The sequence below is a fragment of the Enterococcus sp. BWR-S5 genome (assembly GCF_016745255.1).
Lineage (GTDB): Bacteria > Bacillota > Bacilli > Lactobacillales > Enterococcaceae > Enterococcus_L.
Genome location: NZ_JADOEQ010000004.1, coordinates 112745 through 133006 on the forward strand (window position 1 = coordinate 112745; position 20262 = coordinate 133006).

28 protein-coding genes are annotated in these 20262 nt (G+C 37.3%); 7 read left to right on the plus strand and 21 right to left on the minus strand.

The genetic code is table 11. The features are described 5' to 3' along the window. Positions 1 to 166: 166 nt before the first annotated feature. From IW510_RS21255 to IW510_RS06820, 5 genes are all read right to left on the minus strand, one after another. The gene (locus IW510_RS21255; protein WP_202058075.1) at positions 167 to 484 is read right to left on the minus strand and encodes an HNH endonuclease; all 318 of its coding nucleotides are present in this window, start codon (positions 482 to 484) and stop codon (positions 167 to 169) included. After that, the gene (locus tag IW510_RS06805) at positions 478 to 756 is read right to left on the minus strand and encodes a hypothetical protein (protein ID WP_202058076.1); all 279 of its coding nucleotides are present in this window, start codon (positions 754 to 756) and stop codon (positions 478 to 480) included. Before IW510_RS06805 ends, IW510_RS21255 begins: the two co-directional genes overlap by 7 nt. Beyond that, the gene (locus IW510_RS06810) at positions 746 to 1093 is read right to left on the minus strand and encodes a hypothetical protein (protein ID WP_202058077.1); all 348 of its coding nucleotides are present in this window, start codon (positions 1091 to 1093) and stop codon (positions 746 to 748) included. Before IW510_RS06810 ends, IW510_RS06805 begins: the two co-directional genes overlap by 11 nt. 46 nt (positions 1094 to 1139) lie before the next feature. After that, the gene (locus IW510_RS06815) at positions 1140 to 1826 is read right to left on the minus strand and encodes a hypothetical protein (RefSeq protein ID WP_202058078.1); all 687 of its coding nucleotides are present in this window, start codon (positions 1824 to 1826) and stop codon (positions 1140 to 1142) included. Positions 1827 to 2155: 329 nt separating this feature from the next. Next, positions 2156 to 2581, minus strand: coding sequence for a hypothetical protein (locus IW510_RS06820; protein WP_202058079.1), 426 nt, complete (start codon positions 2579 to 2581; stop codon positions 2156 to 2158). Positions 2582 to 2779: 198 nt separating this feature from the next. Here IW510_RS06820 and IW510_RS06825 point away from each other — a divergent pair, with 198 nt between their 5' ends. Beyond that, positions 2780 to 3514 (plus strand): DUF4145 domain-containing protein, encoded by a 735-nt coding sequence (locus tag IW510_RS06825; RefSeq protein WP_202058080.1) that lies wholly within the window; start codon positions 2780 to 2782, stop codon positions 3512 to 3514. Between the two features lie 30 nt (positions 3515 to 3544). Here IW510_RS06825 and IW510_RS21260 read toward each other — a convergent pair whose 3' ends face one another. The 11 genes from IW510_RS21260 to IW510_RS06880 form a co-directional block, all read right to left on the minus strand. Further along, positions 3545 to 5533 (minus strand): DNA cytosine methyltransferase, encoded by a 1989-nt coding sequence (locus IW510_RS21260; protein ID WP_236674636.1) that lies wholly within the window; start codon positions 5531 to 5533, stop codon positions 3545 to 3547. 24 nt (positions 5534 to 5557) lie between these two features. After that, positions 5558 to 5773 (minus strand): hypothetical protein, encoded by a 216-nt coding sequence (locus tag IW510_RS06835; RefSeq protein WP_202058082.1) that lies wholly within the window; start codon positions 5771 to 5773, stop codon positions 5558 to 5560. Continuing rightward, on the minus strand, positions 5766 to 6338 hold the full coding sequence (locus tag IW510_RS06840; RefSeq protein ID WP_236674637.1) for a Holliday junction resolvase RecU: 573 nt from the start codon (positions 6336 to 6338) through the stop codon (positions 5766 to 5768). The genes IW510_RS06835 and IW510_RS06840 overlap by 8 nt, the downstream gene beginning before the upstream one ends. Continuing rightward, positions 6338 to 7165, minus strand: coding sequence for a rolling circle replication-associated protein (locus IW510_RS06845; protein ID WP_202058083.1), 828 nt, complete (start codon positions 7163 to 7165; stop codon positions 6338 to 6340). The genes IW510_RS06840 and IW510_RS06845 overlap by 1 nt, the downstream gene beginning before the upstream one ends. Positions 7166 to 7367: 202 nt before the next feature. Further along, positions 7368 to 8117 (minus strand): hypothetical protein, encoded by a 750-nt coding sequence (locus IW510_RS06850; RefSeq protein ID WP_202058084.1) that lies wholly within the window; start codon positions 8115 to 8117, stop codon positions 7368 to 7370. Between the two features lie 12 nt (positions 8118 to 8129). Beyond that, entirely contained in the window at positions 8130 to 8558 is a 429-nt protein-coding gene (locus tag IW510_RS06855) for a hypothetical protein (protein WP_202058085.1), read from the minus strand. A 68-nt stretch (positions 8559 to 8626) separates the two neighbouring features. After that, positions 8627 to 8917 carry a hypothetical protein gene (locus IW510_RS06860; RefSeq protein WP_202058086.1) on the minus strand — a complete coding sequence of 97 codons (291 nt, stop codon included), beginning with the start codon at positions 8915 to 8917 and terminating at the stop codon, positions 8627 to 8629. Further along, a complete protein-coding gene (locus tag IW510_RS06865) occupies positions 8910 to 9131 on the minus strand; it encodes a hypothetical protein (protein WP_202058088.1) in 222 nt (73 codons plus the stop codon). The genes IW510_RS06860 and IW510_RS06865 overlap by 8 nt, the downstream gene beginning before the upstream one ends. A gap of 15 nt (positions 9132 to 9146) precedes the next feature. Further along, on the minus strand, positions 9147 to 9326 hold the full coding sequence (locus IW510_RS06870; RefSeq protein WP_202058089.1) for a hypothetical protein: 180 nt from the start codon (positions 9324 to 9326) through the stop codon (positions 9147 to 9149). Continuing rightward, a complete protein-coding gene (locus IW510_RS06875) occupies positions 9323 to 9469 on the minus strand; it encodes a hypothetical protein (RefSeq protein ID WP_202058091.1) in 147 nt (48 codons plus the stop codon). Before IW510_RS06875 ends, IW510_RS06870 begins: the two co-directional genes overlap by 4 nt. Next, positions 9466 to 9615 (minus strand): hypothetical protein, encoded by a 150-nt coding sequence (locus IW510_RS06880; RefSeq protein WP_202058093.1) that lies wholly within the window; start codon positions 9613 to 9615, stop codon positions 9466 to 9468. Before IW510_RS06880 ends, IW510_RS06875 begins: the two co-directional genes overlap by 4 nt. 130 nt (positions 9616 to 9745) lie before the next feature. Between IW510_RS06880 and IW510_RS06885 the strand changes: the two genes are divergently transcribed. Beyond that, complete coding sequence (locus IW510_RS06885) at positions 9746 to 10012, plus strand: hypothetical protein (RefSeq protein ID WP_202058095.1); 267 nt, start codon at positions 9746 to 9748, stop codon at positions 10010 to 10012. Between the two features lie 97 nt (positions 10013 to 10109). On the opposite strand, the gene IW510_RS06890 is transcribed toward IW510_RS06885, so the two are convergent. Continuing rightward, positions 10110 to 10289, minus strand: a complete 180-nt coding sequence (locus IW510_RS06890; RefSeq protein ID WP_202058097.1) for a hypothetical protein — start codon at positions 10287 to 10289, stop codon at positions 10110 to 10112. Positions 10290 to 10418: 129 nt separating this feature from the next. Here IW510_RS06890 and IW510_RS06895 point away from each other — a divergent pair, with 129 nt between their 5' ends. Next, the gene (locus IW510_RS06895; protein ID WP_202058099.1) at positions 10419 to 10793 is read left to right on the plus strand and encodes a helix-turn-helix domain-containing protein; all 375 of its coding nucleotides are present in this window, start codon (positions 10419 to 10421) and stop codon (positions 10791 to 10793) included. On the opposite strand, the gene IW510_RS06900 is transcribed toward IW510_RS06895, so the two are convergent. Then, positions 10790 to 10930 (minus strand): hypothetical protein, encoded by a 141-nt coding sequence (locus IW510_RS06900; RefSeq protein ID WP_202058101.1) that lies wholly within the window; start codon positions 10928 to 10930, stop codon positions 10790 to 10792. The genes IW510_RS06895 and IW510_RS06900 overlap by 4 nt on opposite strands. 516 nt (positions 10931 to 11446) lie before the next feature. Between IW510_RS06900 and IW510_RS06905 the strand changes: the two genes are divergently transcribed. The 3 genes from IW510_RS06905 to IW510_RS06915 all read left to right on the plus strand — a co-directional run bounded on the left by IW510_RS06905 (position 11447) and on the right by IW510_RS06915 (position 14571). Beyond that, on the plus strand, positions 11447 to 12346 hold the full coding sequence (locus IW510_RS06905; RefSeq protein WP_202058103.1) for a helix-turn-helix domain-containing protein: 900 nt from the start codon (positions 11447 to 11449) through the stop codon (positions 12344 to 12346). A gap of 93 nt (positions 12347 to 12439) precedes the next feature. Continuing rightward, complete coding sequence (locus IW510_RS06910; RefSeq protein WP_202058105.1) at positions 12440 to 13000, plus strand: hypothetical protein; 561 nt, start codon at positions 12440 to 12442, stop codon at positions 12998 to 13000. 212 nt (positions 13001 to 13212) lie between these two features. Further along, on the plus strand, positions 13213 to 14571 hold the full coding sequence (locus tag IW510_RS06915; protein WP_202058106.1) for a recombinase family protein: 1359 nt from the start codon (positions 13213 to 13215) through the stop codon (positions 14569 to 14571). 21 nt (positions 14572 to 14592) lie between these two features. Here the strand turns inward: IW510_RS06915 and radC are convergent, their stop codons facing one another. The 3 genes from radC to IW510_RS06930 are packed head-to-tail and all read right to left on the minus strand — an operon-like array spanning position 14593 to position 17168. Beyond that, positions 14593 to 15144 (minus strand): RadC family protein, encoded by a 552-nt coding sequence (gene radC, locus IW510_RS06920; RefSeq protein WP_202058107.1) that lies wholly within the window; start codon positions 15142 to 15144, stop codon positions 14593 to 14595. Between the two features lie 52 nt (positions 15145 to 15196). Beyond that, positions 15197 to 15859, minus strand: coding sequence for an HAD family hydrolase (locus IW510_RS06925; protein ID WP_202058108.1), 663 nt, complete (start codon positions 15857 to 15859; stop codon positions 15197 to 15199). Next, on the minus strand, positions 15846 to 17168 hold the full coding sequence (locus IW510_RS06930) for a bifunctional folylpolyglutamate synthase/dihydrofolate synthase (protein WP_202058109.1): 1323 nt from the start codon (positions 17166 to 17168) through the stop codon (positions 15846 to 15848). Before IW510_RS06930 ends, IW510_RS06925 begins: the two co-directional genes overlap by 14 nt. Positions 17169 to 17664: 496 nt before the next feature. Between IW510_RS06930 and IW510_RS06935 the strand changes: the two genes are divergently transcribed. Further along, a complete protein-coding gene (locus IW510_RS06935) occupies positions 17665 to 20226 on the plus strand; it encodes a YfhO family protein (RefSeq protein WP_202058110.1) in 2562 nt (853 codons plus the stop codon). Positions 20227 to 20262 lie beyond the last annotated feature (36 nt).

Sequence of the window (20262 nt, forward strand, 5' to 3'; positions counted from 1 at the left end):
AAATTTCTTCCATCATTTTTTCCATTTAAAAAAAAGTTGAAAAGCGGTAATTCTGCGAGGGAAGGACTGCACCGTTCTCCGGCGGCCCCACAAACTAACTTTTTAGGGTAGGGGGGTAGTCTCTACTCACCACTTTCAGTAGAATACCAGTATCCATTCCCTACCGCTAACGTTCATTAGTAGCATAGAACTTCACCACGTTAGCTTTTGTCTTAGCCTTTTTTGTACCTCCGCTACGTTCCGGATGCTCCTTATTGTGGCACGCAACACATGCAAGCTCAAGGTTGTTCTCATTCCAGAACATAGTAATGTCATCCCTTGCTTCCACCTTGTGATGGACAATGGTTCCCTTTGTGATGATTCCCCTGCGCTTACATTCCTGACATAGACCAAAATCCCTGGCTATGATGACTAGCCTAATTTTACGCCAACGAGGTGTCTTATATAGTTTATCAATATCATCTCGCTGCCTTGCGCTTACCACGCTGATTCAAATCCTTCCTTTATTACCTTTGGTTTGCCATCAATTTGTTCGTAGTGTTCAATCATAAAACTATTTGGACTATCATAATCAGGAGTAGCTGTTTCCCAGGAGTAGCCCACCTGTTTGATATTATCTACTTCCTTGCCTTCGAGTAATACTTTTGGGATTGAATCAATATTTCCCAATTCGATTATTAAATAAGGTGCTGTATCTGCACAGATAACAACAGATTCCGTCTCATTTTTCTTTAAATATCTAGGTTTATAAACCATTATTCTTCCTCCTTGCATCAATCAATTCGCCAACATACACATTCACTAAAGCCTCTTGAACTTTAAGTAAACCTTCTACACTAAGATTAGTAACATCCAACTTCAATCTTTCTTTTAAGAAAAGAGCATTATGTGGAGCTTGTATTGTTTGCTTGTTCAAATAGTATGTAACTGCAGCTACCTCATCCATTCTCAAGCCGTATATAGTAACAACTTTTATAAATAACTCCACAATAGAATCAATGTCTTTTTCCTCTCTTAACATCTTAAGAGTCTTAATGAACTGCTCTTGTTGCTCCTGTATCTTTTTATAATTTTCTGGTTTCTTCTTAGCCATTATCCTACCCTCTTTCTGTACTAAAAAAGACCCCAGTTAGGAGGTCTTAGTTATTTGGATTTCTAATTTCCAAAAGCCTTTCATATGCATCTTCATCTTGTAAAACTTTATATAATTCAATATCTCTAGCTGCAATCGCTGTAGCTAATCCTGGATTATTCTGTTCCATTTCTGAACCTAAAATCAGATTTTTCAATTTCGTAGTTAAAGGCGATCCAATTCCTTGCTTAAAATTAAACCCTAAAATTTGTAATGTTTTCAATACATCTGTCGTGAGTAAAGAACTACTTAGCGTATCAATAGACTCCAAATACTTTTGAGCTTGCTCATTTTCCATTGTACTAGCTAAATTTTTCAATGCTGGTATCACATTTTTTGTAATATACTCCATGTCTTCTTCTGTAATTTTCTGAGCAACAAACTCCTCTTCATATACCTTGATTGCCAATAATAATTCACTTTTATCAGCCAATAAGTCATTTATAATCTCTTCCATCTGAGATATTGTAGCCTTATCATCTTTTCGTTCTTTGAATGCTCTAATTTTTGACATTACTGTAGCAGCGCTATTTCTAATAGCAACCTCGCCGACACTAACTGCGAGTTGGACTAATTGCTCATTTTCTTGAGGGTTCATATGTTTTCTCCTAACTTTTTTTGTTTTTATTATACCAAATATTTTGTTATTGCTGTTAGGGATATCTGGAATATTCACTTGGATATATTTCATCATAATAAAATTTCCCTATACAAAAAAAGAATGCCTAAGTGCTCTTGATAACTTATGTAATTGAATGCTACTTGCTCAGCCAAGCAGCATAATATATAACGATGCTGAGTCGTTCGCTGCTGTTTCTGTTTCCGCAGATAGCAGCAGAAGCTTAGGGAGAAACATCTATAAGACAATTATTTTATTTTGTGAGTAGAATAATCTATAGATAACTCTTCCTTTTCAATAATTTGTATTTGTACTAGAGAAATTCAAATTATTTGATACTAGCATAATAACATCGATTTACCCTACGAAACGGTACACTTTTATCCTTAAAACGGTACATTTGTTTACCAGCCTAGCCGACTTGCAATCTGATCCACTATCCGCTTTTCTATTTTTCGGCAACCATCTTCACTATATCCTTCTATTTTTTGAGAAATCCACACCCATGAATGTGGCTCTTTCGAGAAATATTTCAATTCAATTATTTGTTGTGCTTTATCTGAACAATGTGCCAAAACATTATCAATAACAGATACAGCTTTCGCTCTAAAAATTATTTGCTCATGACTAGCTAACTTAATGGCCTTGTCCTCTACATCGAATTTTTGAACGGTTGAACGACTGCCACCAATATTTTCATCAATTTCTTCTCGGTGAGGATTCATAATACTTTCACGCAATTCTTTTATCTCGTCCTTTAGCTCACTATAATTGCTAAGTAGGTCTCTAACATGTTGCCTAGCTTTCGAACTTATTTTTACTTTTGTCAATCTGACATTCTCCTTTCAAACCGCTAAAAAAATACTAGCTTCTCTCCCTCATGATAATAGTCTTAAAATGATTTGCTGCCAGTCTATTTCCATTTTTCTTACAGAGCCGACTGTCTTCGCAACTTTTTTTAAATCATTTCACTCTCCTCTTCATGTATAATATACTCAAAACAATTAATGTAAGGAGATAGATTATCAATGGAAGAACATAAAATTACTTTTTATAATCTTGAAGCAAATACTGTAAATTATTCTGAAACCATCAAAGTAAATGAACCTAGGAAATGTATGCACTGTGGAAATACTGGAAAACAATTAATTACAGCTTGTCTGGGAACCTTAGGGAAATACGATGAATACCCAGGTATTATCACTTGCGCTTGCCAGTATTGCGGATCAACCACAATTCATTTCATGTATACAGGGGTCCGATCTAATCCTAATGGTTATGAAACTGAAAAATTCCTGATCTCATCTAAGACCATACCTTCCGAAAAGGAAACACCTTTAGTTTTCCCAAAATCTTTATCAGAAAAATTTAGTAACTTTATTGAAATTTACAACCAATCGCAAGAAGCGGAAGAAATGAGTCTTGATAAAATAGCTGGAATGGGGTATCGAAAGGCTTTAGAATTTCTAGTTACAGATTTCTTACTTCAATATCCTGTTGATGGTGTGACAGAGGAATGGCTAACAAATCCTAAAATAACTTTAGGAACCAAAATTTCAAAAATTGAAAACCCACGACTTCAAGATTTATCTAAAGCTATCTCTTATCTTGGAAATGATGAAACTCATTATTCAAGACAACACCCTGAACACGATATCAATTCTATCAAAGCATTTATAAATGTATTAGTTTCTGAAATTGATAAAGAGGTAGTTTATGCTGAGGCAAAAAAAGTAATTAGTAAGCCAAAAGAACAGAGATAAAGAGAGCGCTTGTCTCTCTCTTTTTTTGTTTTACCCATTCCAACCAAAGTCAGCATTCAACAATTCCACCTGTTCGTTATACGGTGAGTCACTACATATTTCCGGTAGGTTCGCTCTTACAAGTGCCTCAGCACAATTAGGAACAACCATGTTTCCAATTCTGGCTACTTGCTTTGCTTTACTAATTCTCTTACCATTTTTATCTTTATCAAGTACATAGTTATCCGGAACACCTTGAGCTTTAGCCAGTTCCTTTGGCTCCAGCATCCTCAAAGTAATATCAACAATTTTATAATTTTGATCCTTTATCCTAACCAAGCCAAACCTATCTTTAGTAGGTATTGTATGCATAGGTCCATCTATATCCTGACCAATATCCGATCCATAATATTTAGTTAAGAAAGCAGCCTCTTTATCGCCAAACACTGGTTTGTTGTAATACTCTTCAAAGAATAGTTGAATTTCCGGATCACGATCTACAACTTCAGACTCCATCTCCACTTCAACAACTGAATGCCCATTTCTCATAGTCACTGTGTGCAAAGGATCATCCAAATTACTTGCTACCGATCTAGTTTGTCCTCCATAGGTTTTACTTACAAATGCTGTTACTAGTGAATGATGGTCTACCTGTGTGATAGTATCTGTAGGCTTTCTCATGTCAATGCCTGCTCCTTGATAATTTCCACCATAGTTTTTGGCTAAAAATGCAGAAGCCAGCATTTGTTGTCCTCCAGTTGTGATAGTAGACATCGGATCATTCGCATCACTTCCCGGATGGCCAGTATTATTTACTGCCATAAATGCAGTCATTAATGAATGATGATTGCTTTGGCTGGTAATCGTAGATAGTGGCCCAGACACATCATCACCAGTTGAATTGCTAAAGTCCTTCTTAATCCAAGCGGCTGCCAAACCAAACTTATTCCCTCCGGCTGTAATAGTTCCTAGCGGTTTATCCAAATTCAACACTCTTTTTCCATCTGGGTCGCCATATCCCATCTGAATAAGAGAAGGTGAAATGAGACAATGCTCTGCCTTAGTAGTAATTGTTGTTAGAGGATCATCCATTGAATAGGAAAGACGATCTCCGCCAAAACCAGTTTGTCCAATTCGTGCAATATAAGGAGCAACGACTCCATAACCGTTCTTCATGGTTACTGTGCTTAATGGTTCATGAATGCTTTGACCTCTAAACTGCTCTCCTGAATGGTTCACACTCACTATAAATGGATCAGGATTATCAATAACAAACTTTTTCAATCCTCTGGCAATTCGTTTCATCGTGTTAGGACTCAAAGGTTTCTTTCTTCCAAATATAGATTTACCAGGTATGTTCCAATCAATACATTCTGCTGCTGATCTATAGGGTTCTAAAATTCCACCGGCTACTTCCAAACTCTGCCGATCGCCATGAGTTGGCTCAGGCCATACAATCGGCTGACTATCACAGCGAGCAATCATAAACAGCCTTTTTCTCGTTGTGGGCGCTCCATAATCACACGCTCTGAGTTCCTTAAATTCAACATGATAACCATGCTTTTTCAAGGATTTTACAAACGCTTTGAAGGTTTCTCCCTTTTTCTCTGGATCAGGCATGTGACCTTTTTCGGTTTTCATCAATGGTCCCCATGTCTTGAACTCTTCTACGTTCTCTAAAATGATTACTCTTGGCTTTACAGTAGCAGCCCACCGGACAGCTACCCATGCCAAACCTCGAATGTTTTTATTTACTGGTGTACCACCCTTCGCTTTTGAAAAATGCTTGCAGTCAGGGCTAAGCCAGCATAATGCTACTTGACGACCATCAGCCACTTCTCTTGGATCAACATCAAAAACATCCTCACAATAATGCTTTGTATTGGGATGGTTAGCTTCATGCATCGCTATCGCATCCGGATCATGATTAATGGCAACATCAACTGACCTTCCTATTGCTAACTCAATTCCTGTAGATGCGCCGCCTCCACCTGCGAAGTTATCTACTACTATTTCATTTATCTCATTTCCTATTTTCAAAATTCATTCCTCCAGTTCATATATTCAGTAATCTATCTGAATCCATCCATTTCTTGTTTTATTCTGACAAAATAGGCGTAAGTCATTTTGAAGCTTCATCAGAAATACTCCCTTGTCACATCCAAATTCAATAATCATGACCCGTTCACCACTTGCATTTATTGGTCGTGCTGAATAAAAAATCAAGTTGTGTTTTTCGAAGTATCCGGCAAGAAGGCTTTCAGTTGTTTCCTCAGTCATAGAACAATCCCTCTTCTTGCTGATCAATAAATTCAATTACTCTGTCAACATCTACGTAATTTAAAAATTGAATCGTTCCCGGTGTCTCTACTTGAAAAATTTCTGCCTCTTCTTCAGTAATATACTTTCGGCCATAAATACTTTTCATGTGTAACCAAATAGAAAATGGGATAAAAGCAGCAGTTTTATTGATTAACACGCATACTCCAGCAACAGCTCCCATTTTTTCATATTCTGTTAACTGCTCAAGTTGTGTAGCAGATAAACGGTCCTGATTCATTCTTTTTTCTGTCGTTGCTTTCGATTCAAAGATGATTGCACGCCTATCATTTAGAACTCCCTTGAAATCGCATTGAGCCTTCTCATGCTTTTGGAACTGAACGATGGCACGGCCTCCATTTTCTTTCCTAATAATTTTGAACGGTTCCGGTGTTTTCTCAATCAGAGCGCGACCTCTTTTCTTATAAGCAGCGCATCCACCCAATATCATTTTTTCAAAAGCTGAGCCTTGAGCATTATTCATTTTGCTTTTGTAGCTTCTAGCTAAGTCCTTCTTTTTTGTCATTAATTATTCCCTCCTTCATCATCCCCAGAATCACGCCATGCTCTCAAGTAAATATGCCAACCTGTGAGTTCATAATATTTACACTCAATGTGGGTGATCCGATAATTTTTATATTTACGACGAAAGAACTCTTCTCCACCGTCGTTGCTTAGTGCTAATGTTTCTACTTTTCTTTTTGAATAATCTCTATCATGGTCATCTTTCGTTAAAAAAGGCCTGTTCAAGTTTCTACTAGCTGACCATCTACGCTTCCCCTTCTTCCACCTGCTTTGCTTAGTAAAGTAATTTGCTAGAGCAACAATACCTTCATCACCTGACTTGATAAGAGACATTTGAACAATACCTAATGATTCTTTCTTTTTTCCTCTGCCTCTGGACCACGAATCATCCAATATAGCCATGGGTAACGTATTTTTTATAACCATGTGATGATGGATATTTTTTATATTTCCTGTTTCTTCATCAATTGAAAACTCAGTTATATAAATATATTTAATAGGCGGTAACTCCTCTTTCTTTACTTGATACCGTAATTTTTCTAAGTAGTTCTCCATGTCCTTTTTTGATTGTTCAATAGACAATGGCTTAAATTTTGGTTTATAAGTATGAGTTAAATAGATATCCCCTTTTTTAAAATTCCCTTGGAACAACCAAAGAAGATGGCGCCGGCTATTTCTATCATTAGAATTTTGTTGTGCTGGTCGGCAAACTTCCTTCTTCCTCTTCCTTGATTTCTTTACAGCTATTTCCGCTGCTGCTGTTCGTGGAATGATATCTATTTCTATATAGTTTCCTGTTTCTATTGTTCGTTCCCTAATGAATGACATTCCAACTACCTCACTCTTGGTTATTTTCTTTCCGGCTTAAGTTAATACCTATTACAAGCCGTATGAAACGCTGATTTTCCAACGTTTCAGATTGAAAAAAATCACCAAGAATGATATAATTAACTCATGAATAATTGTCTTTATCACTCTTGGTGAAGATGATGGAACCTTGTTGGCAGACAAGGTTTTTTCTTTTGTCTTTCTATGCGATAACTGTTACTTTTTCGCTGTTGATTAGCTCTTCCAGTTCAGTTTCCAAATATTCTTTGATATTTGTTTTTGCATGGTATTTCCATAAGCCGCCATCTGCTTCAAATAAGGCGCAATCTCCATTACTGTTAATCCGGAAAATAAATTGACTTTCTGGCTGATCTACTTCTAGAAACGTTCGATAAGGTTTCAAGACTGCCGGACTTGGAACTTTTGCATCATCCACTGTGGATGCTCCTGTTCTCACTGTTGCTACTTGTGACACTCCGTTATCTCGTAAATCTGAACTATCTTCTAAACGAATAGCACTGGCAAATTCCATGATTGCTTCTGCATCTTTTGTGCGGTCAAATAGAGACATCATATCAATCTTGAATCGTTCTTGATCTAAGAAATGGCCGTATGGATATCGATTCTGTTCTGCGTTTGCTTCAATCAGACTTTCGCGCTTTCTTTCGCCATTTAGTTGACTGTATACCTTCACTCGTGTTGGACTTTCAACATGAATCAGCAACTCATCCGGTTCATCAACCATTTCTTGATCAAATTTAGAATTCAGATATTGAACCAATCCAGTAAGTGATGAAACCTCTAAGGTGGATGCATACCGCGTAGGAAATAATTCTGTAAGGTTCGCTTTATCTCTATCGAAAAATGTATGCTCATCTTCTTTAAAGATGACATCTTGCTTCTCACGTAATTCCACACCATACTGAATCGCCTCTTTAATATTTTCTGTCATTATTTTTTCCTCCTAATTACTTTGTCTTTTTTGGAAGTCAATGACTTCCTTTGTTTCTGATTCTGGTTTTTCAAGTTCATCTACAGGCTGGCCTGTATCAGTTTTTACTTTTAAATCATCAGGGTCCATAAACATCTGTCCTCTGGCACCTGATTTCAATTCAGCTGCTTCGATATGGCCGGTATTTTCATTTCGGCCAAAAAGCACCTTCGTTTCTGTTTCTTCACGTGGAACGAGCTTACTTTTACTAATGCAAGTAATTGTTACCTGTTCACGTTTTTTATCCGGTACGACATCAATTGTTAATGTCACTTGTCTTTTCTTAGTAGCTTCAGTATTCTTATCCAAGATATTTGCAAAGACTTGTTCCATCTCGTAATCAAATTTTTCTTGGATGGCTCCATCGTTTATTTCTGACAGATTCAACTTCATGTTCTCCATTCCTGTTTCCCTCTCTTTCTGATATAATGACTGTGATATGATTTATTTGAAGCAATATGAGTGGCTGCTCATGTTGCTTTTTCCATTTGACCTAAAAAAGTTTCTCTGAGTGTATCTAATCGGTTAGTGTTTCCTTGTAGTCTCGGTAGTTTCGCTTCATAGACTGGTCGCCAATCCCAATTTCTCCACAACCACAATCGGTTGTTTTCTATTTTGAACCGCTTGTTCAATCCATCTATCTTCACTTGATACACATAATTTCCGGAAGGTTTTTCCTCTTCTTCTAGGATGATTCCGTTATTTGAATAGAAAAATGCTGCTGCTACTTGTTTTTGCTCATTGCTGTAGCGGCTATTCATTGCATGCACTTCTTTTTCTATTTTTGAATCTTCGATAATGTTTCTCTAAAAGATTGCGTTCGCTGGCCATCTTTTGCCTTAAGTCATGATAACCTGTGGTCATGCCGCGTTCGTTGTAATAATTTTCGATAGCATTTAGCGCTTCTCTATGTTTTTGAAATTGCTCTTCCGCTGTGTAATTTTTTATCTGGTCTGGATAATAACTTGTTTGCATGTAAAGCACCTCCGTTCAATTAATTATTTTTCGTTCTTTTCCGCTTACCTTGATTTTGTTTGGTTTATTAGTGACTGCAACAACTGTCCAAACTACTACTGATAAAAATCCGAGCAGCAATGAGGCTCTAAAAGAGAGTCCTAATAATGACATCAAAGCCACATCAGGTAAAACTTGGATTATCTTTTGTTTCATTCTTTCAGTTCCCTTCTATAGATAATTGACAACAGAAGCCAGATTACTAAATACAAAACTGCTGCTGCATAATGAAAAACCCTCAGATATGCAATTACTACCACAAGAAAGATTAAGGAAACGGCAATGAACATTTCTTTCATTTAGCTACCTTCTCCGGCTTATCCTTCTGACCTTCAACTTCATCTTTCTTTTTGACCACTGCTTTTATCTCGACGCCCAAGCGCCGGGAATGAATCCCAGCTAAGGCATCAAACAAATCTTGAACGTTCTTTTCACTCATTCCCATTACTACTCCTCCTCACACTGATTTTTGTTGGTTGCTTCTTTGCTGTTTCTAATTCCTTCTATTTCTCACTTCCTGTATAATTGATTTATCGACAACTGGTCTGTCGAAATACGATAGAAAGAGAGGAATAATGATGCTTGAAAAGTATCCTGAACTTAAATATGAATACCATTTTGACAATCAGAATCATTTCATAGAAACACCATTTGCTGAAAAAGATGGATGGATGCCTAAAGAAATGATTGATACTGAAGAAGGCCAAGGCGGTTATATGGAGTATCCTAACGGTGTGAAATTGTTAGCCATCACAGATATTCAAAAAGGTCTTGTCTCTTATTACACTAACTATCCTTTAAAAGAGATTTCTCCAAATCGCTTCGCTTTTGATTTTTCTTAAAACCAAAGCCTTTTTTCGACCATTCCCATACTCCGTTTTTCATGGGGATGGTTATTTTCTTATTTGCTGACGCTTGCCGATCCATACTTCTCCCTCCTCATGCTGATTTTTTGCTAGTTGCTTCTTTGATGATTTCCAAACGCTCTTTTTCATCCTCATCGGAGTCACCTAGCTTTGCCAATATAAAGCCCGCAATTAGTTGTTTGCCGCCATACTCTAGCGATGTGAACTTGCGGAGTGTATTCTCCATTACTTTTTCTTTTGTTTCGAGTGACATGACGCTCACCTCCTTAGCATGAATGTAGCTTACATCATCAATATAATAGCTTTTAGCTACTTTGTCAAGAAAAAAGTTGCTAAAAGGGATTTTTTGATTTATACTGATTTTTGAAAGGTGGTGGGTTTGATGCAGAAAATGAGAGTTAAAACTCTTAGGAAGAGCCTTGGGCTTAACCAAGAGAGTTTCGGAGAGGTTCTGGGTGTGGGTAAGACCGCCGTAAGTAAATGGGAGCACGGTGTAGTTGAAGTTCCCTCATATCAAGTGAAATTAATGAGCAAAGAGTTTAATATGAATCCTGATTGGTTCCGAACTGGTGTCGGAGAAATGTTTAATAAATCTGATGACATAATCATGGACTTATTTAGGAAAGTAAATTTCGGTGATAACGAATTTCATAAAAATCTCTTTCGAGCATTTGCAAAATTTGATGAATCGGAATGGATTGCATTAGAAAGCATCATAGACAAAATAAATGAAGAAACAAAAAAACAGACTGATTAATCAGCCTGTTTATAGTAATAGATAACTATCTCTCGAATTTCCTTTAAATGTTTCAGGTTATTGATTTGCAAAAGATATTCTGAGATATTCTCGATATATTCTTCTTTTGTTTTAAGAGTCACTTTTTTATCTTCCATTTTAAACATCTCCCTATTTATATTAACGGGTCTGGTTAAATTTATGAGAGATTATAAAAAACTGATGTTTTGTTTCGGTTAGTCTGATATACTTCTATATTGTAGAGTATATCTACTTTTAGCGGGAGCAGCACTAGCTAAGTGCATCAACATCCGGGATTGGTGATCAGGGATGCTAGCTCCTGTTTTTTTGTACTTTCTACTTAATAACGCTTCATGCTATCCTCCGGTCTGAATAATCAGCGGTACGATAACGACAACCAAAATAGCTACTCCCATGTCACAGCCTCCTTTCTTTCCTTAACTAGAATATATCAAACTATTCTATAACAAGGAATATTTTTTTATTGATAGGTTGCTGTGACAGCATATTTCAAAATTACATATTTTACCAATAAGTAAAATTTAATTACTTTTTAGAATAATTTCATTAATACAGCTCTCTAAATTTGAGAAAATAGCAAAAAATAGCATTTAAAAATATTCCTCACAGGAATATTTAGAAAGGATTGGTCTATGAACATATCAAACGCAATAAAGTCTTTGAGGAAAAGACGGAAAATTAGACAAATAGATATAGCGGAAAATAATTCATATGCATCGAAAATCGAGAACGGAAAGAAGAAGTTGTGGGTTGAAGAATTAGAAGAGATAATTGATTCTTTAAATACTAACTACCTTGAGTTTTACCATTATGCCGCACTTAGCGACTACGAAAACCACTTTTCTTCGAGAATTAACCAAGTTAATAAACGCCCTACCGATGAGCGTCTTAAGGAGTATTTCCTGAAAAAATATTATCAGGATAATTTTCAATTTTCTGATTCAAATAAGGAGCTAGCTTACTATTATTCTACAAAAATACACTTTTCCAGTTTGTGGAATTTGCAAGAGATAACAGAAAAAGAAAAAAAACACATCTTTGAACACTTGATAAAATGTAAGTTTTACGGGTACTACGAGTACCTTTTGTATGTAAACGTAATAACAGTCCTATCATTTGAACAAGGAAAAGAGTTAACCAATAAGATGTATCCGATTGTGGACGAAAATTTACGAGACCCAGATACTCTAAAGTACGCTTTAACTGGGCTACTTAATTTTATCACCCAACAACTTTATGACCGTAGATACGAAAGTGCTCAACGATATATCCAACTTGCCGAAACAGTTGATAGAGAAAAAAGAGATTATTACTATCGGTTCTCGTTGCAATTTCTAAAGAACATACTTACTTACTGTGAAACTGGCGATAGCGACTACTTGATTAAAGCTTCGCATTTCATTGAATTACTTAAGGATATAGGCGATCAAAAAATTGCTTCTCTCCTAAAGAAAGAGATGGATCAACTGATAGCTACTAATAAGAAAATCAGGAAGGATGATATTATAGTTTCTATAATTAAGGACAGATAAAAAGCTAACTAGCACCACGAATGCCAGTTAGCCTAATGTCCTCATTTTCATGAGTATTGACAAAAATATTATATCATAGAAATGGGGTTTACTATGAAAAAAATTGCTGTCCTCTTTATTTTATTATTATTCTCTGGTTGTGCTTCCCCAGAAGAGAAAGCAGAAAAAGAAGCTATTACTACATTAGAATCGTATGGCCTAACCAATGAGATTGCAAATGATTTTTTTGGATACGCTAATTCTTCTAAATTGATTTTTTCAACAATGACAGATATTAACAATTCTATTAAAGAGAATGGATACATTATACAGGATGATAAATATAAGGATGTACTTGTAGCGGCAGAAACAATGGAAGATTACTTTTCGTCACTCAATCCGAAAAAAAGGGATGATTTGCATAGTTACCTTTCGGATTCCGAGAATGTTATTCGAAGCCCTATATTAATATTAGATAATATTGAGGATAATCGAAGAACTTTTACTATTGCAGAAGCTGCTATGGTGTGGGATATGATGACATTCTATGCTAAAGAATCTATATCGTCACAAAATCTATCTGAAGAAAATTTAGAGAGGATTATTCAATGGTATCATGAAAATAATAGTTATACCGATTTATTCAAAGATGCGTATGAATACAAAACAAAGTGACCCCTTCCTTTCTATAATTAGAAAAAAATTAGTTCGATACCATCTAGCGAAATTCTATCTGCTATAGGATTTCCTTCAGACTTGTTATATTCAACAAAAATACTGAACCAAAAAAACACATCCCCTGCCTGATAAACCGAGGATGTGCAACTGCTGAAATAGGCTTTTTTTACCTGAGCCTATTTTATCACAAAAATAGGAGTGTGAATACGATGAAAAAAGCAGCATTATATATGCGAGTGTCTACTGATCAACAGGCCAAGCACGGAGATAGTTTGCGTGAACAACAAGACACATTAAACGATTATGTAAAATCTCAAAATGATATTACCGTTTTTTCTGAATATATCGATGATGGTATTTCCGGTCAAAAACTTGAAAGAGACGAGTTCACCAGGTTAATGAATGATGTAATCGCCGGTAACATAGATATAATTCTTTTTACAAAATTGGATCGCTGGTTTCGAAATCTTCGACATTATTTAAACACTCAGGAAATACTAGAAAAGAACAATGTTTCTTGGAACGCGGTTTCTCAACAATATTATGATACTTCTACTGCATATGGTCGTACGTTCATAGCGCAAGTTATGAGCTTTGCAGAGCTAGAAGCACAAATTGATTCAGAAAGAATAAAGGCTGTTGCAGCTAATAAAATTCGACAGGGTGAAGTAGTTTCTGGCAAAGTGCCCCTCGGCTATTCAATTGAGAATAAGAGGCTTGTTATAAATGACCAGGCAGAGATAGTAAAAGCAGTTTTTTCCCATTATCTTACCTATAACAGTATGAGGGAAACGGTACGATATATGGATAATGAACTAGGTATACAAAGAGATTATCAGAGCGTTAAAAATATGCTGACAAACAAAAAATATATTGGCGAACATAGAGATAACAAAGAATATTGCCCTCCTATAATTACTCGTTCTGACTTTGAAAGAGTTCAAGAACTACTCAAAAAGAATGTTAAGCGTAATACTAAGCGGACCTATCTTTTTTCTGGCCTTATTAAATGTTCTGAATGTGGAAAGTCATTTTCAGGACAATCTACTTATCAGCAGTATTATAGGAAAAGTGATAATTTAGTCGTTCGATCATCTAAGAAATGTTACCGATGTAGCCAACACCGGAATAATTCCCAACGCTGCTCAAATAAAAAAATTTATTTTGAGGATAAACTTGAGGCCCAACTTCTTGAAACTGTTCAAGAGAGTGTCAAAAGTTATATTGCATCATTTGAAAACTCAAATAAGAGAATAAGTAAGAAAAACGATTATGCAAAGAAAATAGAGAACAAAATTGAGCGTTTAAAAAAAGCATACTTAAACGAAGTAATTGACCTAGAAGAATATAAAACGGATCGTGCTACTCTTGTTTCGGAATTGGAAAAAATTGAATTGGAGAACAGCGAACAACCAAAGGACTTATCTGTATATAAAAAAATCCTTTCAAATGATTTTATAAATCAATACAGCTCTCTTTTAGAATCTGACAAAAAGATTGTCTGGCGATCTATTATAAGGAGCATTACTGTAGATATCGACGGAAATATAGATATTATTTTTTTATAATCTATTGAGGTGTAACTATTATTACCCAGAAGGGTGATTGTGCGCCATGATGAGCCGAGCAGCAGAGTATTTCACGGCTCCTTTAAAGACTTCACGAGGATGAGCAATACTTTGATTCAGCGAACCTTTGAATACAGTCTCTTGACGAATCACTTCATTCTTGGTGTTCAGATACAGACAAACAAGGTGCTCTTGCTGAAACCCTCTCATTTCATAGATTAAATCTTGAGCAATTTGAAAGCTCGAAGATATCTTTCCCTGTTTGACCTGACTACTCTGATGAAGTCGATAACCGAATTCAATGGCCGCCCGCAATTCAACGGCCTTCACCTTCCCTATCCCTTTTAGAAGCATCAGCTCATGAAGAGTGGCACTTTTCAACTCGTATAAATTGCGGAAATGATTCAAAACTGTTGATGCCAGATACATAACATTCATCTCTCTTGAGCCAGTTCGCAGCAATATGGCTAACAACTCCTGATTTGAGAGAGCCTTTTCACCAAACAGCTCAAGCCGTTCTCTAGGCAGACAATCCTCCGGTACTTCATTGATAAATAGTTTTCTTTTCTCCATACAAAAACTCCTTTACGTATTCATCGATAAGATACGCAAAGGAGCAGCTTTTTTATTTATTGCTCAAGTAGACTGGTACATCAATCAGACTGTCAAAGACATGGAGTGTTTTACTGCGCAGCTCATCATCCGGCTGCAGCAAATCCGGAACCATAATTACAGGGATTCCAGCTTTATATGCCGCTGTAACACCATGGGAAGAGTCCTCCAGCACTAATGTTTTTTCAGGCACTGTTTTTAAGAAGCTGACCGCCTTGCGGAAAATTTCCGGATCAGGCTTTGCTCGGCTAACGTCCTCTGCCGACACAATTCCCTCAAAGCGTGTGATGATTCCTGAACTTTTTAGTAACAGCTCAATTGCAGGACGGACATTACTTGATGCCACCATTTTAGGTATATCCTGCGCCTCCAGATAATCCAACAGCTCCACTACCCCCGGCTTCATGGGTACTTTCCCGGCTTCAAAGGCTTCAATCGTATCTGCATAAGAACGCTGAATGAATTCCTCCACTCTTTCTTTTCCGTATTCCTTGAATATGCGATGATAGTTTTCCTGAACCTCTTCATCAGATACACCTAAGAATTGCAGGTACAGCTCCTTAGAATATGGAAAGCCCATATCATCTGCAATCTTCTGAGAGGATTGATAATAAATCAGCTCCGTATCAAACAAAAGACCATCCATATCAAAAATAACGCCGTCAAATTTTTTCATTACTTCCTCCTACTGTTAATAATAGCTCCCTTACTTGGGAAACAAAATATAAAGAACCAGTAACCAGCAACATATCCTCGCTACTCATTTTTTCCAGTATCTCACCCAATCCAAATTGCCATAATGAAACAATCTCTGTCTTCTTATCCGCGTGCTTTGCTAATGTCGAAAGCTCAACAGCTCTCGGATAATCAAAGGTGGTCAAATAGAGATGGACATTCGGAACCTGCTTTAACAACAGAATCATTTCATCAACATTTTTTGTCGAAAGCGAGGAGAACAGAATATGAATCGTTCTTCCTTTAAATTCCTTCTTCAAATTATCAGCCAGTCTCTGAACCGCATGATCATTATGCGCACCATCCAGAACAATCATCGGCTCGTCATTGATTTTTTCCATTCGCGCCGGCCATTGTGCTTTCAGCAGTCCTTGGCGTACGGTTCGAGTTTGGAATGGCTGTCCTGTCAACTGACAATAGACATAAAATAATTCAACCGCCAGTCCGGCATTCTCAGTCTGATGCTGCCCCAATAGAGGCGTCTTCAGCTTCTCGATTTTGCCTGCTTCTCCGATAAACGAGAAAACCTCTCCCCAGTCCTTGTCAAAATGCAAATAGTCCACAGTATAGTCCACACCAAAATGATAAATAGGAGCCGACATTTTTTTTGCCTGATTATCGATAACTGTCAGAGCTTCATCTTCAATTTTGCCAGTTACTACAGGAATCTTTTCCTTGATGATGCCGGCTTTTTGAAAGGCAATTTCTTCAAGTGTTTCGCCTAGAATATCTGTATGATCCATTCCAATCGTCGTAATTGCTGTCAGTAATGGTTCAACCACATTCGTGCTATCCATCAGTCCACCCAGACCGACTTCAATAATAGCGACATCTACAGCCTTATCCAGAAAATAGTCGAACGCCATAGCTGTCAGCGTCTCAAACTCTGTAATTCCGCTCACAGCTTCGTCCTTGTCCATCTCTTCAACTAAAGGACGGTATTTCTCCACATAATGGATCAAGTCCTCATCTGTAATACCAGTCCCATCTACAGCAATCCGCTCATTAAAGGCTTCTATATATGGAGATGTGAAGGTACCGACAGTCAATCCTGCCTCTTCAAGTAAACACCGTAAATAAGTGACCGTTGATCCTTTCCCGTTCGTTCCTGCAACATGAATCGTAGGAACCTTCTTCTGTGGTTCGTCCACTCGTTTCAATAATGCCACTACTCGTTCCAGTCCCGGTCGTGAGCCAAACGGTAAGCGGCTGTGTATCCATTCAATTGCTTCTTCCACCTTCATTGACATTCTTCGTCACCTCGCATCTCTTATTATAGCGAATGCCCTCCCTGATTTCACTAATAAAGACAGAATATTCCATAAAACCTTTGGGATAAAACGAAAGCCGGCACACGACTAGATAGGTACATCACTCTCTTTAGCTTCTTCAGCTTTCCTTCTCAGTACACCCTTCTTTCAAAACAGTCGTTCCCATCCGAAAAGAAATAAGTTTAAAGAATCTGTTAAATTCTATAAGAAAACTCCTAATGTCTTTGAGTCTTTCTATCTTTTGAAAATTGATATGATAAAATAACAAGTGTCAACTCACGTAATGCTTATGATACTAATTGATAAAATGAATATTTCCAGCTAATTTCGCTATATTTTGCAGAAAGTTTCTGTACCATGATACACTAAAGGAAAAACTACTTCCTACTGCTTGATTAACGATTAAATATCCTCTTCAGCTCAAGAGGTCTTAACTGGGAAGAAAACGATGAAATGGTTATTTAGAGGTGAAACAATGAAAAAAAATAAAACCGGCTTGCTGATTGGGAGCTTTCTAATCCCATTTGCCATCGTGCTTGTTATTTGGCTGATTCTGGGCGTTGCTCCATTTGGTAATAACAATCTGCTGGCAAGTGATTTTGGGAGTCAATATCTGCCCTTTTTAAGTAATTTCAAACGATTTGCCGAAGAAGGCACATTAACCTTTTATTCCTTTACGAACGGGATTGGTGATACGATTTTCCCGCTAAGCTCTTATTATTTACTGAGCCCCTTCAATATATTGGCTCTGTTCTTTTCTTACGAACAGCTGCCGCAGGCAATCGTCTGGATTATCACACTTAAGATTGCCTGCATCGGCGGTTCCATGTTCTACTATTTGAAAAGAACGTACACTGAAGTATCAGGCTTTACTTGGATTTTTTCAACAGCTTTTAGTTTGTGCGGCTTTGTAGCTGCCTACAGCATTAATTTTATGTGGCTGGATATTTTGATTTTGTTACCGTTACTGGCCTTAGGGTTGCAAAAGCTTTGGTATGAAAAGCGTGTTACTCTGTATGCCATCATCCTGTTTCTGTCTATTTTCACCAACTACTACATGGGCTATATGGTGTGCATCTTCGCTGTTGGCTACAGTATCTACTTGTATATCAAGCAAAGCGCTGCACCAACAATCAAAGGCTTTATTCGAGAAGGAAAGGTGTTCTTCATCTCCTCTCTGTTATCCGGCATATCGACCAGCTTTATTTTGCTGCCGGCTCTTGAAGGGATGCTGCAAACAAAGAAAACAGATTTTAATCCAATAACCTTTATTCCTTACCCAAAATTTGGTCCGTCCTTTTTTTCTCAATTTGGAATCGGCACGGTTAACTTTGATCTTCGGCTTAATCATCTACCGACCGTTTTTTCAGGTATTCTGATTATCCTGTTGTTTCTGGCCTATTTCATGCTGGCATCGATACCGAAAAAAGAGAAGAAAGTAACGCTTTTTCTAATTTTATTTGTATTTGCCAGCTTCTGGCTGGAACTGATTAACACCATCTGGCACATGTTCCAAAGTCCGGCCGGTTTCCCTTATCGGAATACCTTCATTTTCAGCTTTTTGGTTATCAAAATTGCCTATGAAGCCTTTCTGCGATTGAAATCCGGCGAAAAACTACCGATTAAGGCGCCAATGATTTATACCCTTTGTCTGGGAATCGGCTATCTCTTTCTCGGTCTGTTCTACCAAGTCTTTGTATTGTCCTATAGCTATGCAATTATTAGTCTCGCGCTTATCTGGCTATACTATTATTTGTTCAATCACAGGCAATCTACTCTTCAGTCACCTTTAAAGCAAAAATATATCGGTCTCTTCCTTTGTTTACTGGTCTTTTCCGAGTTGGGCGTCAATTATTGGATTTCTCTTAAAGCTATTCCGTTCGGTGACCAGCAAGCATTTGAGCGCACCTACAAAGAGCAGGAGAAGGCGCTCGCTTCTGTAGAAGGGGAAGACCTATTTCGGATTAAGCAAACAATTGTTTCTAAGGATGCCGGTTATGCAGAAAAAAACAATGGGTACAACGATTCCATTCTTTACGGTTATGCAGGAATCTCAAGCTATACCTCTACTCTGCATTCAGAAACGCAGGATACCTTACATGCGCTGGGGCTTTATCAAAAAAATGATCGACGCATTGGTTATGTTGACGATTCTCAAGTGGTTAACCTGCTCCTGAATATTCCTTATCAGCTTTCACCAACCGAGAATAGTTTCAGGGAAAAAATCAATACTGTTGGAAACACAACAGTTTACAAAAATAGCGAAGCCATCGGCATGGGCTTTCTCGTGCCCGAAGACTTTTCTGATGTCACGCTGACTACCAATAGACCTATTAAGAATCAAGAGGAGCTGCTTCAAACAATCAAAAAAAGCAGTGAAAATTATTTTAGTCCCACTAAGAAAGTTTCTGAACAAATCAGTGATGACAAGAAAAAGTATGAATTAACTGTAACAACTGCCGCTGATGGTGAGCTTCATTTTGATTTACCGAAAATGCATTGGGCGGCGATTGAAAGCTTTACTGTTAATGGCAAAAAAATCAAACCAACTATGTACATTCGAACCAATCAGCTTTTCAACTTAGGCTATTTTGAGAAAGGAGCACAGGTTCAGCTCGTGCTTACCAGTAAAAACAAGCTGAATCTCCAGAGTATGGAACTGGCTACCTTGAATCAGACGACCTTTGATGCTTTAGTTGCCGCTCAAAAACGACAAGCCATCGACTTACGTTGGACAAAGAAGGGCGAGCTTTTTGGAAATATTTCTGTGAAGAAAGAAAAACAGCTCCTCTACCTCTCTGTTCCTTACGATGAGAATTGGCTAATTAAAGCGAATGGTAAAAAAATTGAACAGGTCAAGGTTGCCGGAAACTTAATGGCCATTCCTTTGAAGGAAGGAACCCATTCAATTTCTATGGTCTATCAGTCCATCAGCTTTTACACCGGCGGGTTAATTACACTCTCAACGCTAGTCGGCTTTCTAATTTTCAAATACTGGCTGCGCGTAAAGAAAAGAAGAGAGATACAAAAATGCTGATTTCGTTCAAAAAATAAAGAGCTGGTAGGGGGAAAA

Bases quoted from the DNA above. Each gene is read 5' to 3' on its own strand.
- IW510_RS06805 (WP_202058076.1), bottom strand. From the start codon at position 756: ATGGTTTATAAACCTAGATATTTAAAGAAAAATGAGACGGAATCTGTT.
- IW510_RS06810 (WP_202058077.1), bottom strand. From the start codon at position 1,093: ATGGCTAAGAAGAAACCAGAAAATTATAAAAAGATACAGGAGCAACAA.
- IW510_RS06815 (WP_202058078.1), bottom strand. From the start codon at position 1,826: ATGATGAAATATATCCAAGTGAATATTCCAGATATCCCTAACAGCAAT.
- IW510_RS06825 (WP_202058080.1), top strand. From the start codon at position 2,780: ATGGAAGAACATAAAATTACTTTTTATAATCTTGAAGCAAATACTGTA.
- IW510_RS06835 (WP_202058082.1), bottom strand. From the start codon at position 5,773: ATGACTGAGGAAACAACTGAAAGCCTTCTTGCCGGATACTTCGAAAAA.
- IW510_RS06840 (WP_236674637.1), bottom strand. From the start codon at position 6,338: ATGACAAAAAAGAAGGACTTAGCTAGAAGCTACAAAAGCAAAATGAAT.
- IW510_RS06845 (WP_202058083.1), bottom strand. From the start codon at position 7,165: ATGTCATTCATTAGGGAACGAACAATAGAAACAGGAAACTATATAGAA.
- IW510_RS06850 (WP_202058084.1), bottom strand. From the start codon at position 8,117: ATGACAGAAAATATTAAAGAGGCGATTCAGTATGGTGTGGAATTACGT.
- IW510_RS06855 (WP_202058085.1), bottom strand. From the start codon at position 8,558: ATGGAGAACATGAAGTTGAATCTGTCAGAAATAAACGATGGAGCCATC.
- IW510_RS06860 (WP_202058086.1), bottom strand. From the start codon at position 8,917: ATGAATAGCCGCTACAGCAATGAGCAAAAACAAGTAGCAGCAGCATTT.
- IW510_RS06865 (WP_202058088.1), bottom strand. From the start codon at position 9,131: ATGCAAACAAGTTATTATCCAGACCAGATAAAAAATTACACAGCGGAA.
- IW510_RS06870 (WP_202058089.1), bottom strand. From the start codon at position 9,326: ATGAAACAAAAGATAATCCAAGTTTTACCTGATGTGGCTTTGATGTCA.
- IW510_RS06875 (WP_202058091.1), bottom strand. From the start codon at position 9,469: ATGAAAGAAATGTTCATTGCCGTTTCCTTAATCTTTCTTGTGGTAGTA.
- IW510_RS06880 (WP_202058093.1), bottom strand. From the start codon at position 9,615: ATGGGAATGAGTGAAAAGAACGTTCAAGATTTGTTTGATGCCTTAGCT.
- IW510_RS06885 (WP_202058095.1), top strand. From the start codon at position 9,746: ATGATGCTTGAAAAGTATCCTGAACTTAAATATGAATACCATTTTGAC.
- IW510_RS06890 (WP_202058097.1), bottom strand. From the start codon at position 10,289: ATGTCACTCGAAACAAAAGAAAAAGTAATGGAGAATACACTCCGCAAG.
- IW510_RS06895 (WP_202058099.1), top strand. From the start codon at position 10,419: ATGCAGAAAATGAGAGTTAAAACTCTTAGGAAGAGCCTTGGGCTTAAC.
- IW510_RS06900 (WP_202058101.1), bottom strand. From the start codon at position 10,930: ATGGAAGATAAAAAAGTGACTCTTAAAACAAAAGAAGAATATATCGAG.
- IW510_RS06905 (WP_202058103.1), top strand. From the start codon at position 11,447: ATGAACATATCAAACGCAATAAAGTCTTTGAGGAAAAGACGGAAAATT.
- IW510_RS06910 (WP_202058105.1), top strand. From the start codon at position 12,440: ATGAAAAAAATTGCTGTCCTCTTTATTTTATTATTATTCTCTGGTTGT.
- IW510_RS06915 (WP_202058106.1), top strand. From the start codon at position 13,213: ATGAAAAAAGCAGCATTATATATGCGAGTGTCTACTGATCAACAGGCC.
- radC (WP_202058107.1), bottom strand. From the start codon at position 15,144: ATGGAGAAAAGAAAACTATTTATCAATGAAGTACCGGAGGATTGTCTG.
- IW510_RS06925 (WP_202058108.1), bottom strand. From the start codon at position 15,859: ATGAAAAAATTTGACGGCGTTATTTTTGATATGGATGGTCTTTTGTTT.
- IW510_RS06930 (WP_202058109.1), bottom strand. From the start codon at position 17,168: ATGTCAATGAAGGTGGAAGAAGCAATTGAATGGATACACAGCCGCTTA.
- IW510_RS06935 (WP_202058110.1), top strand. From the start codon at position 17,665: ATGAAAAAAAATAAAACCGGCTTGCTGATTGGGAGCTTTCTAATCCCA.